Genomic DNA, 15,338 nt, shown 5'->3' with positions numbered 1-15,338 from the left:
ACTACTTCCATACCGACCTGAACGGCATGCCGGAGGAGCTGACGGATGAAGCCGGTGAAATCGTCTGGGAATGCTCATATCAGCTGTGGGGCAAACCGATACAGGAGATTGCCCATAGAGAGATACAACAGAATCTGAGGTATCAAGGACAGTATTTAGACAGAGAAACCGGGCTGCACTACAATACTTTCAGGTATTATGATCCGGATATAGGACGCTTTACCCAACCGGATCCGATTGGATTAGCCGGCGGATACAATCTGTATCAGTATGCGCCAAATCCGCTAATGTGGATTGATCCTTGGGGATTAAATAAAAAATTCTGTGCTTTCGGAAATACAACAAAACCTAAAGGACCAAGAGTGGGTAGAGATATTCATGTTGACAGTAATGGAATGGTAAAGTCCCAAGCTGGCAAAAAATTTCCTGATGGGGCATCTGTTATAATTGACACAAAACTTGGGGAAAATAAATATTTAAGTGGGCCTTACCATGTAATACCTGAAGGAACACCAATGCCTGATGGCTTGGGTATTAAACGTGATGGTGTTGATGTATTTACAGGCTCAAAACATGGCCCAGGTCATGCTACCATTTATCCTACACGGGATATGTCAATAGATGAATTTAAAGAGTTATTTGATTCTTTACCTTGGACATATGCTGGAAAGAAACCAAAATGACAACAAAACCTATTTATTCTAAAGAATGGATCTCTTTACAAGAGGCCGACCATGAATTTGTGGTTATTAAACACAATTTTAGAAAAACAATTGATTTTTTAGAGCAAATTTTGTCAATTCTTAATTATGACAAAGAACTACCTTATGAAGATGGTCTATTTCAACAACAGATTGCATTAAACTTGATAAGGGATGAGTATTTTAGTGATTTAGAACTTGAAATATTAATACCTATAATCATTAATATAGCTGTAGATGGTCATATAAGTAATATTCCTTTGGCCAGAGAAGTCTTATTCAATAAAGCTTTTAACAGTAATGATATTGTCAGAAAAAAAATGACATCCATGTTTGATAACTTTCTTAAGTCTGAGGATGACTTTATATATATGAGACTTATAGAATTATTAATTTTTTTAAATTACAATGACTTAAGAAAGAGATTGATAGACAAATGTAAAAATAGTACTGATGAGAATATAGTAAATGTCTATACTAGTTTTATTCAAGACTATGATTGGCTTTAGCAAAACAAAGCTACCAAGCAGAAATTAAATTTTCAATGATTTTTATTATTTAATTCCTGTATAGTACTAAACAGGACATTATTAATCTTATTAACCTAGGGTTTACCTGTAAAGGTTACTGATTCAATTTTGCATATTCTGTAGTCACTGTGTGAAAACCGATTAAAAAGTTATACATACAGAAATACAATAAAATCTGAGATACAGGGGTATTTGGACAGAGAAATTTAATTGTACTAGAATATTTTCACATACTATGATTCATATATAGAATGTTTTATCCAGCCAGATCTGATTGAGCTAAAGTGCAAATATATTTATATTGGTATGTGTCGAATCCGCTGAGCTGAATTGATTTTTCAGGATTATATAACTATGTTGAAGGGATGATAGTGATGTGAACGGTGGTTCAGAGCATGCTGAATTTTATGCAAAACTAAATGCTAATAATTAAATTTCAAGAGTTATTTTATTCTAAATTTTTGAAATATAGTGAGGAAAAAATGACAATAAAACCTATTCATTCTAAAGAATGGATCTCTGTAAAAAAGGCTGATTCAAAACTTGCACATAGTCTATTTGATTTTAGAAAAACAAATGATTTATTTAAGCAAATTTTATTCGCTCTTAATAATGATAATCCGAATAAACAAATAACAGCATTGAGATTTATCAGGGATGATAGCTTTAAAGATTTAGAACTTGAGATATTAACGCCGGTACTCATTAATATAGCTGTAAATAAAAATACTGATAATTCAATTTTTGCCAGAGAGTGCTTAGTCAGCAGCGCTTTTAATCATGATCACATTATCAGAGAGAAACTGACATCTATGTTTGATGACTTACTTGAATCAACGGATCAATATATATATAAAAGACTTGCAGAATTACTGTTTTTCTTAAATTACAAAGATTTAAGAAAAAGGTTAATGGAAAAATGTAAGAATAGTAAAAATAAGGATATAGTAAATATCTATACTGAATTTACTGAAAAATATGATTTTTAATAGAATTAAGAAAAAATGACAATAGAACCTATTTATTCTAAAGAATGGATAAATGTAAATGAGGCTCACACAAAAGTTAGAGTTAGTCAGTTTTATTTTAGAAAAACAAATGATTTATTTGAACAAATTTTATTCGCTCTTAACAATGATGATTTAGCTGAACAGGCAACAGCATTGAGATTTATCAGGGATGAAAGTTTAAACGAATCGGAATTTAAAATATTAACACCAGCAATCATTAATATAGCTATAAATGGAAATACTGATAATTTGATTCTTGCCAGAGATCGCTTAATAAGAGGCGGTTTTAATCGTGATTACATTATTAGAGAAAAACTAACACCTATGTTTAATGATTTTCTTAAGACTGAGGATCAATATCTATATAGAAGACTTGCAGAATTGTTGTTTTTTTTAAATTATAAAGAGTTAAGAAAAAGATTAATGGAAAAATGTAAGGATAGTAAAGATAAAAATATCGTAAATATCTATACTGAATTTACTGAAAAATATGATTTTTAATAGAATTAAGAAAAAATGACAACAAAACCTATTTATTCTAAAGAATGGAACTCTGTTAAAGAGGCTGACCGTGAACTTGTAGTTAGCAAACATAACTTTAGAAAAACAAATGATTATTTAGAGCAAATTTTATTGGCTTTAAATGATCTATCACAACAGCAACTTGCATTGGAATGGATAAGAGATGAACGTTTTAGTGATTCAGAACTTGAAGTATTAATACCTATAATCATTGATATGGCCGTAGATGGTAATATAGACAACTTGCCTTATGCCAGAGAAGTTTTATTTAATAACGCTTTGAGCAGTAATGATATTATCAGAAAAAAACTAACATCCATGTTTGATGACTTTCTGAAATCAGATGATTATTATGTATATATAGGAGTTGCAAGAATACTGATTTTTCTAAATTATAGTGATTTAAGAATCAGATTAATAGAAAAATGTAAGGATAGTACTGATGAGGATATAATTGATCTCTACAAACATATTATTCAAGACGAGTGGTTTTAGCAAAATAAAGTTAACAAAAGGAAAAATTAAATTCTCAAAGATTATGGTAATCGGAGGCTCAGATCGTGCAATATTTTATGCAATACAAAATACTAACAATTAAATCCGAAAAGTTGTTTGATTCTCTACTCTGGAAATATGGTGGAAATAAGAAAAAATGACAACAAAACCTATTTTTTTCTAAAGTATGGATCTCTGTTTGGTGACTTTCTTAATTCTGATGACATCATATATATGAGACTTACAGGATTATTGTGTTTTTTAAATTACAATGAATTAAGAATGAGATTGATAGATAAATATAAAAATAGTACTGACGAGAATATTGCAGATATCTATACTAGTTTTATTCAATACTATGGTTGGCTTTAACAAAACAAAGCCACCAAGAAAGACGACCAACACTATAACCGTACTTGTTTCCTGTATACTGACACCAACAGCTATGAACCGCTGGCGCGAATAGACAGAAACGGTAATCAAGAACAACACATCACTACTTCCATACCGACCTGAACGGCATGCCGGAAGAACTGACGGATGAGACCGGTGAAATTGTGTGGGAATGCTCATACCAGCTGTGGGGCAAACCGATACAGGAGATTGCTCATACAGAGATACAACAGAATCTGAGTTATCCTGGCAGTATTCAGATAGAGAAACCGGACTGCACTACAATACTTTCAGGTATTATGATCCGGATACAGGCCGCTTTACTCAGCCAGACTTGATTGGATTAGCCGCGGATTTAATCTTTATCAATATGCACCGGATGCACTGATGTGGGTGGATCCATGGGGATTGGCATGTACAGTAAAAAGAGGGGCAGATGTAACTCCAGATATTATTAAAAAATCTTTAAAAGACGATAAGATGATGACAAAACAAGCTTCTGTTTCACTTCCTGCAATTCAACGTTATGTAGATAAATTGATTAATGGTTATACACCCCCACCTATTAAAATTGATGGGAATATAATAATAGACGGAAATCATCATTATATAGCTGGAAAGGTCCTAGGTAAAAAACTTTCTGCAACATCCGGAACACTTTATGTACTCCAGATGTTTTAGGTGCTATATCAAACGCCTCCTCTATCATTCTGTTATCACTAAAATGCCCCACAGGTTTAGGGTCTTTTGGATTCTTTGCTCTGTCAATTATTTGTTGTGGTTTAAGTTGAGAACCATGTTGATTACGGGCATGTCCATATTTTTTAGTACTCTTCCCAGTTTGATGGTTTGGTTTACATGCCCAACCCCAAGGATCAATCCAGGTAATAGGATTCGGTGCATACTGATACAGATTGAGTCCGCCGGCTAATCCAATCGGGTCAGGCTGGGTAAAGCGTCCTGTATCCGGATCGTAGTACCTGAAAGTATTGTAGTGCAGTCCAGTTTCTCTGTCTAAATACTGTCCCTGATACCTCAGGTTCTGTTGTATCTCTCTATGAACAATCTCCTGTATCGGTTTACCCCATAACTGATATGAGCATTCCCAGACGATTTCACCGGCTTCATCCGTCAGCTCCTCCGGCAAGCCGTTCAGGTCGGTATGGAAGTAGTAGATGTGTTGTTCTTGATTACCGTTTCTGTCTATCCGCGCCAGCGGTTCATAGCTGCCTTCATCGGTATACAGATACAGGCTCTGCCGTTTGTCTGCACTGCTTTCCTGAATCATCTGCATCCTGTCCCACAGGAAGGTGGTGCGGTTGCATGGCTTGCCGTCACGGTCTAGCCGATGTTTTTCGATCCGCCAGCCAAGGGCATCGTAGACGTAGCCGTAGCGTTCAGTATGGTTAGCTGTTCGATACGCACTTCGGTCAGGCGGTGTTCGGCATCGTAATGGTAATACTGGGTACCGCTAGCGGTTTGTTTGCTGCGGGTACGTCCGTGTTCGTCGTAGCTGTTTTCAGTCCTCGGGAACTGAGCAGCTGATTAAAATGGATCAGGTTCTGATTGCTTTCTTCTTCACCGCATCTTCTGTCCAGCAGGTTGGCCGCAGCATCGTATTGCAGGGTTTCCCAGTACGCTTCGTTGCAGCAGCTTTCGATGCGTCCGGTCACATCGTAGCGGTAATCGCTCTGTCCCTGACGATTGTGTTTTTTGCCTGCCAGCCGGTCCAGATTGTCGTAGCTGTAGCTGCGGTCCAGTATGATATCCGGCAGGATGCCCGCTCCAGGTCGTTTGGTCTGTTTGCTGGTCAGGCGGCTGGTGCGGTCGTATTGAAAACTGGTGTGCATTCTACTCTGGCTGCGCAGGGTTTCCCGGTGCAGCAGATCGCGCTCGATGTTGCTGATAATCTGACCGTCCAGGTTATTCTGGTGCAGATGGCCGGAACCATAATACAGTTTGTTGATGGTACGATTTCCTAGATCGGTCTATTCGGTCAGGCCATCGGCAGCACCATAGTGGAAATAGATTTTTATTTAGATTTAATTATAGTGATTTTTGATAATATCTGCATGATATAAAACACTATATATATTTCTATTTACTTTCTAATTTCACTAATCAACAATGTAATACTTCACATATATAAACTAAATTTCATTTCTATTAAAAATTGAATTAGTTATATAAATTAATTAGTTACAAAAAACCAAATTTAAGCGCTTTATTTTTTTCTCCTCCCCAAGGATCGTCAATCAAGTATCGGGCTACTATAGGTTTTTCTGCTGGAACAAAGGTAAATTTGTAAAAAACTTCATCATCTTCGCAAATTTCATAGTAAAGATCATATAAAGAGGTATCAAATTCTATGTTTATTTTGAATTTTTCTGCAGCTGATGCTACTTCAACATTATTACTATTATCAATATAAAAAGGTGTCACAATACATCGTTGTGTATTTTCATCCATAACAAAATTATTTGTTAATTTTAAAAAAACATTAGCCCCGAAAGCTTCTTCAGGTAAAGGGTCAAATATAACATAATCTTCATGAATGACAGCTCCTTGTTCAATATTCTCTTTGCCCCACTGAGATAATTTTTCAGAGTAAGCTCTAGATCGAACTAAAATCTGATGATGTGAAATCAATAAGTCAACCATTTGATTTTTAGAATTTTGCATTAATAACCTCAACTTTAATGACGTTTGATCTGTTTTTCGGTCAGACGGCTGGTGCGGTCGTATTAAAAACTGGTGTGCATTCTGCCCTGGCTGCGCAGTGTTTCCCGATGCAGCAGGTCGCGCTTGATGTCGCTGATGATTTGAACGTTATGGATTAAAAGGCGAGCCGGTAAGAATTAATTTTCTAACTGGCTATTTATTCATAATACGAGGATTATTTTCTTGAGAATGGATAAAGGCATCCGTTAAAAGAATTTTCCTTCACTTCACTTTCAAATTTCCGACCATTTTCTAGCTCTAATTTATCTAATTTAGCTAAAACGAATCTCTCGTTCTCAAGATGCCTTTTTTTAAAAAAATCAATAGCGTAATCCCCTAAATCATCAATCACTAATAATTTAGAAAAAACAGAGTTTATGAGAGGACTACCTGCATACATTACAGACTCTGTTTCCTCACAGGAAAATTTTAAATACATAATTGCTTTTTTTAAGGCGTTTACCTCACCTTGATTTAAAGCCAATGATTTTTCTTGATTTTCAGACACAATTATCCTTTCTAGATTTTATTTGCTCGTGAGTCATCTTCACTCGTTGCTCATAAGGTAAATGGGAAAAAATACCATAAGGATTTTTACCTGCATGAATTACCTCACGTAGCTTCAATCGACCTGAATGAATATATTCCAAATCAGAGTTCTGTTTAATACTAATATTGCTCATTTACAAAGCATCAGCTTTGAATATAATTGCATAGTCGCCACGCCCTATATGTAATGGATCATTAATGAAAATATCTCTCATTGCATCCTGAGGAGTCACTAATATATCCGTAACATAAACCTTACCTTTTGAGTTTGGTTCAATAACTCCAGTATTCATTATGCTCTCTAAACCATCCATTATCCGTATCCCAGTGAATCAATCCACCCCAACAGATTAGGCACATACTGATATAGATTAAGCCCATCGGCTAATCCGATCGGATCCGGCAGGGTAAAGCGACCTGTATCTGGATCAGAATACCTGAAAGTATTGTAGTGCAGTCCAGTTTCTCTGTCCAAATACTGCCCCTGATACCGCAGGTTCTGCTGTATATCTGTATGAGCAATCTCCTGTATCGGTTTGCACCACAGCTGGTATGAGCATTCCCAGACGATTTCACTGGCTTCATCCGTCAGCTCCTCCGGCATGCCGTTTAGGCCGGTATGGAAGTAGTAGATGTGTTGTTCTTGATTACCGTTTCTGTCTATTCGCGCCAGCGGTTCATAGCTGCCTTCATCGGTATACAGATACAGGCTCTGCCGTTTGTCTGCGCTACTTTCCTGAATCATCTGCAGCCCGTCCCACAGGAAGGTGGTGCGGTTGCATGGCTTACCGTCCCGGTCCAGCCGGTGTTTTTCAATCTGCCGGCCGAGCGCATCGTGTACTCTGTGTTTTCGATGTTACCAGCAGCATTTCTTATGCTTCTTACTGTAATTACAATTTAACTTTTCATTCAAAAATGCCGTCTGGCAAAAGTCCTGCTTTTTTTAAGCTTGCTAATTTTTCACGATCCCTTTCAGTAGGTACTAATGTTTTGAATTTTGCTAATATTTTACGTCCTCTTTCAGAAGCTTCTAATTTTTCTATATATATATATATATCGGTATAAATAGTTCTGACTCATTAAAAATCCTTTTAGGATTTTCTTCCCAAAGCTCTAATGCCTCTGCCGGAAAAGTAATATCTGGAAGATTAAATTCATTTTCATTCTGATCATAATTAGCTTTATTTTTTGTTCTAATAATCATGGATAAAAATTGACCAAATGAGTCTGCTACTATTGTTAAATATGTATTTTGATCCAAATACCCGTATCTAACCATCATATCAAAATGTAAATCATTGATTTTGCGATCCCAATAATAAATTGGACCACCACCATGTCCTTAATCTCGGTTCATTGTGTGATATAGAATAGACTATTAGTAAATTTTGAAGATATAGCTTATTGGAGTCCGATAACCGACTTAATTTAGCTATAAATCATTTATTTGATTTACGTGTTGGCAACCAATAATCAAAATTACCAACATAGATCTCATTTAGGAGTAAATTCAGCCGAATATCTTTTAAATTATCCGCTATTTCATCAGATGGTGATGGGAGTGTAATAGACATACCAAAATCTTGATCTATAATAAGTGCACCAAACCTTATCCACTGTTTATCGGTTAAATTAATCAATTTTCCCATTGTAATGCCTGCATATAATTTATTTTTATATTTTCCTTTATAATCTTCATTACACGCTACGGCTTCGATTAAACCATCAATATTAGTAGTAAATTTTACCGTATCATTATTCAAAGAATATGCATACCTTATTATATCTTCTTCTGGATAGTTTGGTACTCAATACTGGGTTACTTTAACATCGAAATTTTTATATAATTCATCGATATAAAATTCTACATTACGTCCAATTTCAATATTACCAACAGACTTATAGCTTATAATATCCGCATCGAAATCTATCATGTCTTATCCTCCTTTTACTAGTATTCCATCAATATAGACAGGTGCGTCATTAATTCTATCGTATTTTTCAAATCCTTCATGGCCAATTCTGCCTAAAGTTTTTTACCTTTGTTTTTTTTGTAAATTTTCCAGTAATTATTACCATGTATATATTACCATGCGTACTAGTCTGATTTTTCTCTTTATTACCACCGGGATAATAATCTAATAGATATGTATCACCTGCTTTTGTTATTTTAGTAAAAACGGTATGAATAAAGCCTGCAAATTCAACCCCAAAGACAATCCAAAAAGCCGACTTTGAGCAGGTTATCGGCTTTGTCATACTGGTAGGCGGTGGTGCTGTCTGAGGTGTTATTTACCAGTCAATATTAAATTTCTTGGTTGCGCCAGACCGTGCAAAAACCGAATCTCTGGTTTATCTGTCATTCGGTTCGTTCCTCGAATAATTAGAAAAATTTTTTGGCGATTTTTAATTATTTTCCATATGACTTTTACAAACTTAACAGTTTTGGTTTTTTATTAAATTATAAGATGCAACTAATCAACCATTTATTAAATATCCAGAATTATAATCAGCTATTTTGAAACATGAAAAACGAATAAGAACTTTTCGAATACAAGCATTATAATAATCTGATTCAAAATAACTGTTCCTAATCTCTTCTATTTAAATCTATTTTATTTAAATATGTTAGTGCATAACTACAGGTAGACATTGACTTTGGCGCAATGATTTCTAAATGTTCAAAAAATTTTTTGGCATGATTCGACATTGCTGATAAGAAAGCTTTTTTATCAACGATAATTTTTGCTTCTGATGAAGAACACGTCACACTAACTAATATATTATGATTATTATGAATAGGTTTAAATTTGACTTCTATAGGCTGATCAGGAAAATTCGTTTTAAATTCTTCTCCATTAGAAACTACTGATAATCCCGTTGATAAATAACACCAGAGAGCATCAATATAATCCCACATTGACTTATCAATAAGTTTTTTTCCGTAAATTGATAATTCTATAGCACCATCAATATTATCAGGATTATCTATATGACCATTAAAATCAAAAACATTAATGAAATCGTCACCCATTTTGATATAAGTATTTATAATAATTTCAGGATACATTTGAATAAAATTGCCCTATTCTGCCTCTTTTAAAACCTACACTATATTTTACACCAATTGATATACCTTACGGATCCGGCTGGGTAAAGCGACCTGTATCTGGATCATAGTACCTGAAAGTATTGTAGTGCATTCCGGTTTCTCTGTCTAAATACTGTCCCTGATACCTTACTGTTGTATCTCTCTATGGGCAATCTCCTGTACCGGTTTACCCTACAGCTGGTATGAGCATATAGTTTAATATAATTTATTTTATTATCAATTTTTCCATTTGTTTCCCCTAACATACGCTATTAATTCATTTTCATCTAAAGGTTCATCAGGAATCTTTAAGAAACAAGCAGGGCAACAATATCCAATGATTGATGTTTCTATATCACTCAAATAATCAAGAGCTTTTTCGGGTATGAAATCATAGTCCAAATCAGATAAATTATTTCTTACATATATAAATATAAAATTATAAATCCTATTTCTATTCCATTTAGAATATATTAATTGTTCTATAAAATAATCCATCGAATTCATAGATTTTTCACTATCAGCATCATTCCAAGAAACCAAAATTTTTTTTAATTTCTCAAATGCTTCCTTTTCATTAACAATAACTTTCATAATATTTATAAATTAATTCCATTGAATTTGATTAATTAATTTTTTGTATTCACCAAAAGTCATATCTCTTGCTGGATATATAGATATGTTTTTATCATGATAATTAATCACAATTACAGGTAACAGCAAAATAAAATTTAAAAGATTAAATACGCTGTATATAAATTTCAAATACAGAAAATAAGGCGGGCTGGGTACCCACCTCTACAGTAAATCAAAAAGCTATAATGGATATTGGAGAAACTATACGTTTTTATATAGTCGATTATCCAAAGAAAAAATACATAAAATTATCTACAAACAATTTAGAAGAAAGATTTTTGTTTAATTCCTCTTCAATTCTTAATAAATATTCAGGTTTGTGATTAAAATCATCATCAGCTACATCACCGCAAAATTCAATCTCTTCCACCTCAATAAGTTTTGAATAAATATTCAAAAAATCACTTAATGAGTCTGTTAATTTATACATCTTCATCTGTACACTACCATAAACAGGAGATTTAATGTCAGATGAATCACACAACAATACATCACCAGCACGGTCAGCAAATATGATATAGCTATCTTTCCATTCTGAATTAACATCCCAGCCATCAAGAATATTTTTCAATTGATTTTTTTCGATAACATCAATGGATAAATCGCCTCCAAAAATTGGTCCATCTTCAAGTATCATATGGTCATAAAAATATAGAATCTCACCAGTTAATGGAAGGTCAATTTTATCAGCTTTTAATTTCGTATTAGAATACTTCATTATCCCCAAACTTGAATTACTATTTTGAAATATTTCTACAAATTTACGTAAAGCATCATCGATAAGCATACATTTTCATCTTCAGTATTTATTTTGAACGCATATTGAATAATATAACATCAGTAAAGGTTGATTTCTTTCTTGGCTTTATTCTGACAGATATCTATCCAAGAGCTGTTTATCAAACGATTTGTTGCCTATAATTCTTTTTCTTTTGCTAAACACTGATTCCATGTCTTTATCTGATAAAGACATATTATGTTTTTTGATTATGTATAAAATTACCAAAAAAGGATAAGCATAATAGTTTGGAAATAATATGATATCTTTTACAGCTTCAGGCTTTAACTCAATAAGATTCATAGCTCTTGGCAAATAAATATCTCTCACCTTAGTATAAATCCATTCACAAGTCTTTTTTCTTTCTTCTTCATTTCTGGGTAAATCTACAGTACCACCGAAATTCGGAGCGAATGATTTAAAACTACCCTCCATTGAAGTATTCATTGCATAAACGACGCCTTCAGGTTTGTTTGATCTATATGGTGGATTTATTTTATTAAAAAAATCAATTAATTCTGGAGAATCAACACTCGTGCAGAGGCAGTAGCCTCGGGCATTATTCAAGAAATCGAAACATATGTAACCACTTGCTTCATTATCTTTTGTTTTTTTTATGGATATTTCCTTTTTTAAATACTTCATATTTGAAGCACATACAAGGTTTGTCTTTAAATAATTATACAACTCAATTTCAAACAACTTTCTTAACTCAGCTGTCACCGACATTTTTTACCCCTTAATAACTTAATACATGGAAAGTTGCATCACGCACTGTACCTCGTGGGCCTACAACTTTTATTTTCTTTTTATTTCCAGTAGCAACTTTAAATTCACCTTTAGTTCCCTTTGATGGAATAATTGTTCCTCCGCCGATACCACTGGCAGTATTCGATGGGCTATTCATATCATATACACCAGCTTTACTTTGATTTTTAGCTAAGCCACTATTTCCATGTTTAGCTTCAAAGACATGATATTTTCCATATTTATCCCTAGCTACAAAATCCGCTCTTATTCTACTTTTATTAACAATCATTGTTAATTCCTCCGCAACAATTTCATATCCATTACGTTCAATGTCATACTTCGCTTTCCTTCTACCTCGATCTCCACTGAATTGACATTTAGAAAGAAGACCAAGCGGATCAATCCACATCAGCACATTTGGTGCATACTGATAAAAATTAAAACTACCGGCCAATCCAATCGGGTCTAGCTGCGTAAAGCGACCTTTATCCGGCTGAAAATATGTAATGCAGCCCGGTTTCTCTGTCTAAATACTGGCCCTGATACCTCATTCTGCTGTATCTCTTTATGGGCAATCTCCTGTACTGGTTTGCCTCACAGCTAGTATGAGCATTCCCAGACGATTTCACCGGCTTCATCCGTCAGCTCCTCCGGCATGCCATTCAGGTCGGTATACAGATACAGGCTCTGCCGTTTGTCTGCACTGCTTTCCTGAATCATTTGCAGCCCGTCTCACAGGAAGGTGGTGCGGTTGCACGGCTTGCCTTCCCGGTCCAGCCGGTGTTTTTCAATCTGCCGGCCGAGGGCATCGTAGCCGTAGCCGTAGCCGTAGCCGTAGCCGTAGCCGTAGCCGTAGCCGTAGCCGTAGCCGTAGCCGTAGCCGTAGCATTCAGTATGGTAGCTGTTCAATACGCACTTCGGTCAAGCGGTGTTCGGCATCGTAATGGTAATACTGGGTACCACTGGCGGTCTGTTTGCTGCGGGTACGTCCGTGTTCGTCGTAGCTGTATTTCAGTCCACGGAAGCTGAGCAGCTGATTAAAGCGGATCAGGTTTTGATTGCTTTCTTCATTTTTCCTTAATACGTTCAAATAATCAAAAATAAGGGAGTAATCCCCTTGCTTCATTTTTGAAATGGAACATATTTATCCCATATAGCAAAAAACTCTTCTTTTGTTATATTCTTCGCTTTAAATTCTGGGTTTGAATTAATACTCTCCAAAGATGGTATCGGGCATTCACCTAAAAGCGTTTCTCCATATGAATAATTGTTTGTTGCATAACCTACTATATTATTTATAAAAATCTCTACTTTCCTCACCTCATAACGATCTTCATCTAACTCGCTATATAATTCAATCGGCTCATCTTGATTTTTATGAATCCAATGGACTTTAATATATGTCATAGCTGGTTCCTGCCATAATCGACTATACGACCGATATATCTAATGGCACTTCATTTAAAATTACATAAACGCCATCCCTTCCCTTAATTACATTTAATCCAGTAACATCGATAGCAATATAATTTTCGAACTTCTTACCTTGAAATGGAACATTTAAAAATTTCTTCGACAACCCATTGTTTGTTTTAGTACTCGGTAGTATATCTGATAAATACTGCCAATTACCATAACGAGCATCTTTCGGATTATTAGCCTTTAAAGAGGGATTCAATTGTTTAGAGGATAATATTCCTTCAAGACCTTTATTATTCGTATAATGATATAAAATGTTATTATTGTCTGTCTTGCATAATCCTGACGGATCGATCCAATTTAATAGACTTGGTGCATACTGATAAAAATTGTATCAGCCGGCTAACCCAATCGGATCAGCCTAGGTAAAGCAGCCTGTACCTGCATCTGGGTCTTAGTACCTGAAAATATTGTAATGCAGTCCGGTTTCTCTGTCTAAATATTGTCCTGATACTGCAGATTCTGTTGTATGTCTCTATGGGCAATCTCCTGTATCGGTTTGCCCCACAGCTGGTATGAGCATCCCCGAAAGATTTCACCGTCTTCATCCGTCAGTTCTTCCTGTATACAGTTTACATCAGTATGGAAATAGTAAATGTGCTGTTTCTGATTGCTGTTTCTATCTATCCGCGCCAGCGGTTCATAGCTGCCTTCACCGGTATACAGATACAGACTCTGCCGTTTGTCTGCACGGACTGTAACGAATTTCAGGAGTTCAGGGAACAACTTGATCAATTTAAACAGGTGGTTAAGAGGATCAAAAACGGCATGCTTAGTATACTTAGTATACTGAATAAGAGTTAAATAATAAAAAAAACGGGAAGATTCATTTTCTTGCCCAGTTCTTAAAATTAATTAAATAGCTAATCCAAATCCTCTTCGGTAACTAATTTGTCCATAAACTCTTTGAAAGAAGAAGCTAGTTTTTTCTGTACTAACACATGATTTTTATCCATAGAAAGATTTGGATCAAATGAATCTGTCGCATAAAAGATCACACTACCATCATTCTTATTTAAACAAAAATAATTACCACCCCAATCATTTCCAAAAGGTATGATATTTATCGGAATTACGTTCTTTGTGATCATCTCATGATAACAGCCATCAATTAAAGATTTCGGGGCATCATTAGTTAATTTGTTATATTTAAATGGTTTCAAAAAAGCAATTTCTAATGGTTCAAAACCATCATTGCTTTCCCACCAAGCTCTGGACGGTACCCCACCATTAAAGGATAGATAATGTAATATAAATTCCTCAGGAAAACAATATGATAAAACCTTCTCCACAGATTTAATATCTGAAAGAACAATATTTTTTTCGCAATTTCTGCACGAATTATCCATTATGAACACCCTGTTTTTAACGCTTTTAGAATACAGCCAGCTAACCATCCTTTAGAATGAGATATAGCAATAGTTTTTGAACTTCCATAGCAAGGAATAAATCAGGACTTCCCGTAAAATCAAACGGTAAGAAATTTTCCTAGCGGATCAATTCAACTTAACTGGTTCGGCGTAAACTGATATAAGTTTAAACTGCTAAGTAATCCTATCGGATTAATCTGAGTAAAGCGACCTGTATCCGGATCGTAGTACCTGAAAGTATTGTAGTGCAGTCCGGTTTCTCTATCTGAATACTGCCAGGATAACTCAGATTCTGTTGTATCTCTGTATGAGC

30 protein-coding genes and 3 pseudogenes are annotated in these 15,338 nt (G+C 34.9%); 10 read left to right on the top strand and 23 right to left on the bottom strand.

What is annotated here, in order from left to right; genetic code table 11:
• The 7 genes and pseudogenes from H3T84_RS12350 to H3T84_RS12565 form a co-directional block, all read left to right on the top strand.
• On the top strand, window positions 1-683 hold a 683-nt coding region (locus H3T84_RS12350), incomplete at its 5' end, for an RHS repeat-associated core domain-containing protein (RefSeq protein ID WP_198219250.1).
• Window positions 680-1,210, top strand: a complete 531-nt coding sequence (locus H3T84_RS11675; protein WP_198219248.1) for a hypothetical protein — start codon at window positions 680-682, stop codon at window positions 1,208-1,210. The genes H3T84_RS12350 and H3T84_RS11675, both read left to right, overlap by 4 nt.
• A 503-nt stretch (window positions 1,211-1,713) precedes the next feature.
• Window positions 1,714-2,220 carry a hypothetical protein gene (locus H3T84_RS11670; protein WP_198219246.1) on the top strand — a complete coding sequence of 169 codons (507 nt, stop codon included), beginning with the start codon at window positions 1,714-1,716 and terminating at the stop codon, window positions 2,218-2,220.
• 15 nt (window positions 2,221-2,235) lie between these two features.
• The gene (locus tag H3T84_RS11665; RefSeq protein WP_198219244.1) at window positions 2,236-2,742 is read left to right on the top strand and encodes a hypothetical protein; all 507 of its coding nucleotides are present in this window, start codon (window positions 2,236-2,238) and stop codon (window positions 2,740-2,742) included.
• Between the two features lie 15 nt (window positions 2,743-2,757).
• Window positions 2,758-3,258 (top strand): hypothetical protein, encoded by a 501-nt coding sequence (locus tag H3T84_RS11660; protein ID WP_198219242.1) that lies wholly within the window; start codon window positions 2,758-2,760, stop codon window positions 3,256-3,258.
• A gap of 506 nt (window positions 3,259-3,764) precedes the next feature.
• Window positions 3,765-3,848: pseudogene (locus H3T84_RS12570) on the top strand (RHS domain-containing protein); the annotation flags it as partial.
• Window positions 3,824-4,039, top strand: a complete 216-nt coding sequence (locus H3T84_RS12565; protein WP_198219240.1) for an RHS repeat-associated core domain-containing protein — start codon at window positions 3,824-3,826, stop codon at window positions 4,037-4,039. The pseudogene H3T84_RS12570 and the gene H3T84_RS12565, both read left to right, overlap by 25 nt.
• A gap of 177 nt (window positions 4,040-4,216) precedes the next feature.
• Here H3T84_RS12565 and H3T84_RS11650 read toward each other — a convergent pair whose 3' ends face one another.
• On the bottom strand, window positions 4,217-4,939 hold the full coding sequence (locus tag H3T84_RS11650; RefSeq protein ID WP_198219238.1) for an RHS repeat domain-containing protein: 723 nt from the start codon (window positions 4,937-4,939) through the stop codon (window positions 4,217-4,219).
• Window positions 4,940-4,992: 53 nt separating this feature from the next.
• A pseudogene (locus H3T84_RS12560) lies at window positions 4,993-5,151 on the bottom strand (hypothetical protein); the annotation flags it as partial.
• A gap of 50 nt (window positions 5,152-5,201) precedes the next feature.
• Here H3T84_RS12560 and H3T84_RS11640 point away from each other — a divergent pair.
• Window positions 5,202-5,633: a hypothetical protein gene (locus H3T84_RS11640; RefSeq protein WP_198219236.1), complete on the top strand. Its 432-nt coding sequence runs from the start codon at window positions 5,202-5,204 to the stop codon at window positions 5,631-5,633.
• Between the two features lie 217 nt (window positions 5,634-5,850).
• Here H3T84_RS11640 and comJ read toward each other — a convergent pair whose 3' ends face one another.
• On the bottom strand, window positions 5,851-6,333 hold the full coding sequence (gene comJ / locus H3T84_RS11635) for a competence protein ComJ (protein ID WP_198219234.1): 483 nt from the start codon (window positions 6,331-6,333) through the stop codon (window positions 5,851-5,853).
• Window positions 6,334-6,350: 17 nt separating this feature from the next.
• Between comJ and H3T84_RS11630 the strand changes: the two genes are divergently transcribed.
• The gene (locus H3T84_RS11630; RefSeq protein WP_174832714.1) at window positions 6,351-6,491 is read left to right on the top strand and encodes a hypothetical protein; all 141 of its coding nucleotides are present in this window, start codon (window positions 6,351-6,353) and stop codon (window positions 6,489-6,491) included.
• Window positions 6,492-6,547: 56 nt separating this feature from the next.
• Here the strand turns inward: H3T84_RS11630 and H3T84_RS11625 are convergent, their stop codons facing one another.
• The 3 genes from H3T84_RS11625 to H3T84_RS11615 all read right to left on the bottom strand — a co-directional run bounded on the left by H3T84_RS11625 (window position 6,548) and on the right by H3T84_RS11615 (window position 7,666).
• Window positions 6,548-6,880, bottom strand: a complete 333-nt coding sequence (locus H3T84_RS11625) for a hypothetical protein (RefSeq protein ID WP_198219232.1) — start codon at window positions 6,878-6,880, stop codon at window positions 6,548-6,550.
• Between the two features lie 175 nt (window positions 6,881-7,055).
• Window positions 7,056-7,235, bottom strand: coding sequence for a hypothetical protein (locus H3T84_RS11620; protein WP_198219230.1), 180 nt, complete (start codon window positions 7,233-7,235; stop codon window positions 7,056-7,058).
• Window positions 7,235-7,666 (bottom strand): RHS repeat-associated core domain-containing protein, encoded by a 432-nt coding sequence (locus tag H3T84_RS11615; RefSeq protein ID WP_198219228.1) that lies wholly within the window; start codon window positions 7,664-7,666, stop codon window positions 7,235-7,237. The genes H3T84_RS11620 and H3T84_RS11615 overlap by 1 nt, the downstream gene beginning before the upstream one ends.
• Before the next feature lie 35 nt (window positions 7,667-7,701).
• Between H3T84_RS11615 and H3T84_RS11610 the strand changes: the two genes are divergently transcribed.
• Window positions 7,702-7,986: a hypothetical protein gene (locus H3T84_RS11610; RefSeq protein WP_198219226.1), complete on the top strand. Its 285-nt coding sequence runs from the start codon at window positions 7,702-7,704 to the stop codon at window positions 7,984-7,986.
• Window positions 7,987-8,360: 374 nt separating this feature from the next.
• Here H3T84_RS11610 and H3T84_RS11605 read toward each other — a convergent pair whose 3' ends face one another.
• From H3T84_RS11605 to H3T84_RS11530, 17 genes and pseudogenes are all read right to left on the bottom strand, one after another.
• A complete protein-coding gene (locus H3T84_RS11605; protein WP_198219225.1) occupies window positions 8,361-8,684 on the bottom strand; it encodes a hypothetical protein in 324 nt (107 codons plus the stop codon).
• 45 nt (window positions 8,685-8,729) lie between these two features.
• Window positions 8,730-8,855, bottom strand: a complete 126-nt coding sequence (locus tag H3T84_RS12335; RefSeq protein ID WP_255518386.1) for a hypothetical protein — start codon at window positions 8,853-8,855, stop codon at window positions 8,730-8,732.
• A gap of 76 nt (window positions 8,856-8,931) precedes the next feature.
• A complete protein-coding gene (locus H3T84_RS11600) occupies window positions 8,932-9,180 on the bottom strand; it encodes a hypothetical protein (protein ID WP_198219224.1) in 249 nt (82 codons plus the stop codon).
• Window positions 9,181-9,511: 331 nt separating this feature from the next.
• A complete protein-coding gene (locus H3T84_RS11595) occupies window positions 9,512-9,991 on the bottom strand; it encodes a hypothetical protein (protein WP_198219223.1) in 480 nt (159 codons plus the stop codon).
• A gap of 67 nt (window positions 9,992-10,058) precedes the next feature.
• Window positions 10,059-10,157: pseudogene (locus H3T84_RS12245) on the bottom strand (RHS repeat-associated core domain-containing protein); the annotation flags it as partial.
• A gap of 92 nt (window positions 10,158-10,249) precedes the next feature.
• The gene (locus H3T84_RS11585) at window positions 10,250-10,606 is read right to left on the bottom strand and encodes a hypothetical protein (RefSeq protein ID WP_174832702.1); all 357 of its coding nucleotides are present in this window, start codon (window positions 10,604-10,606) and stop codon (window positions 10,250-10,252) included.
• 265 nt (window positions 10,607-10,871) lie between these two features.
• Window positions 10,872-11,435 (bottom strand): hypothetical protein, encoded by a 564-nt coding sequence (locus H3T84_RS11580; protein WP_198219222.1) that lies wholly within the window; start codon window positions 11,433-11,435, stop codon window positions 10,872-10,874.
• Between the two features lie 78 nt (window positions 11,436-11,513).
• Window positions 11,514-12,155 (bottom strand): hypothetical protein, encoded by a 642-nt coding sequence (locus tag H3T84_RS11575; RefSeq protein WP_198219221.1) that lies wholly within the window; start codon window positions 12,153-12,155, stop codon window positions 11,514-11,516.
• A gap of 10 nt (window positions 12,156-12,165) precedes the next feature.
• Window positions 12,166-12,684 carry an RHS repeat-associated core domain-containing protein gene (locus H3T84_RS11570; RefSeq protein WP_198219254.1) on the bottom strand — a complete coding sequence of 173 codons (519 nt, stop codon included), beginning with the start codon at window positions 12,682-12,684 and terminating at the stop codon, window positions 12,166-12,168.
• Window positions 12,685-12,776: 92 nt separating this feature from the next.
• Window positions 12,777-12,896, bottom strand: coding sequence for an RHS domain-containing protein (locus H3T84_RS11565; protein ID WP_198219220.1), 120 nt, complete (start codon window positions 12,894-12,896; stop codon window positions 12,777-12,779).
• Between the two features lie 12 nt (window positions 12,897-12,908).
• Window positions 12,909-13,085 (bottom strand): hypothetical protein, encoded by a 177-nt coding sequence (locus tag H3T84_RS11560; RefSeq protein WP_198219219.1) that lies wholly within the window; start codon window positions 13,083-13,085, stop codon window positions 12,909-12,911.
• A complete protein-coding gene (locus H3T84_RS11555) occupies window positions 13,066-13,302 on the bottom strand; it encodes an RHS repeat domain-containing protein (RefSeq protein ID WP_198219216.1) in 237 nt (78 codons plus the stop codon). Before H3T84_RS11555 ends, H3T84_RS11560 begins: the two co-directional genes overlap by 20 nt.
• Complete coding sequence (locus tag H3T84_RS11550; protein ID WP_174832691.1) at window positions 13,299-13,583, bottom strand: hypothetical protein; 285 nt, start codon at window positions 13,581-13,583, stop codon at window positions 13,299-13,301. Before H3T84_RS11550 ends, H3T84_RS11555 begins: the two co-directional genes overlap by 4 nt.
• A gap of 22 nt (window positions 13,584-13,605) precedes the next feature.
• The gene (locus tag H3T84_RS12555) at window positions 13,606-13,911 is read right to left on the bottom strand and encodes an HYD1 signature containing ADP-ribosyltransferase family protein (RefSeq protein WP_370524152.1); all 306 of its coding nucleotides are present in this window, start codon (window positions 13,909-13,911) and stop codon (window positions 13,606-13,608) included.
• A gap of 179 nt (window positions 13,912-14,090) precedes the next feature.
• Window positions 14,091-14,381, bottom strand: coding sequence for an RHS domain-containing protein (locus H3T84_RS11540; protein WP_174832689.1), 291 nt, complete (start codon window positions 14,379-14,381; stop codon window positions 14,091-14,093).
• A gap of 137 nt (window positions 14,382-14,518) precedes the next feature.
• Entirely contained in the window at window positions 14,519-15,004 is a 486-nt protein-coding gene (locus H3T84_RS11535) for an SMI1/KNR4 family protein (RefSeq protein ID WP_198219214.1), read from the bottom strand.
• Window positions 15,005-15,156: 152 nt separating this feature from the next.
• Window positions 15,157-15,338 (bottom strand): RHS repeat-associated core domain-containing protein (locus H3T84_RS11530; protein WP_198219212.1); only part of this gene is annotated, 182 nt, incomplete at its 5' end.

The organism is Snodgrassella sp. M0110 (assembly GCF_016101465.1).
Taxonomy (GTDB): Bacteria; Pseudomonadota; Gammaproteobacteria; order Burkholderiales; family Neisseriaceae; genus Snodgrassella; species Snodgrassella alvi.
Note: the sequence above shows the minus strand (reverse complement) of the source record. Positions and strands in the feature narration are given on the sequence as shown.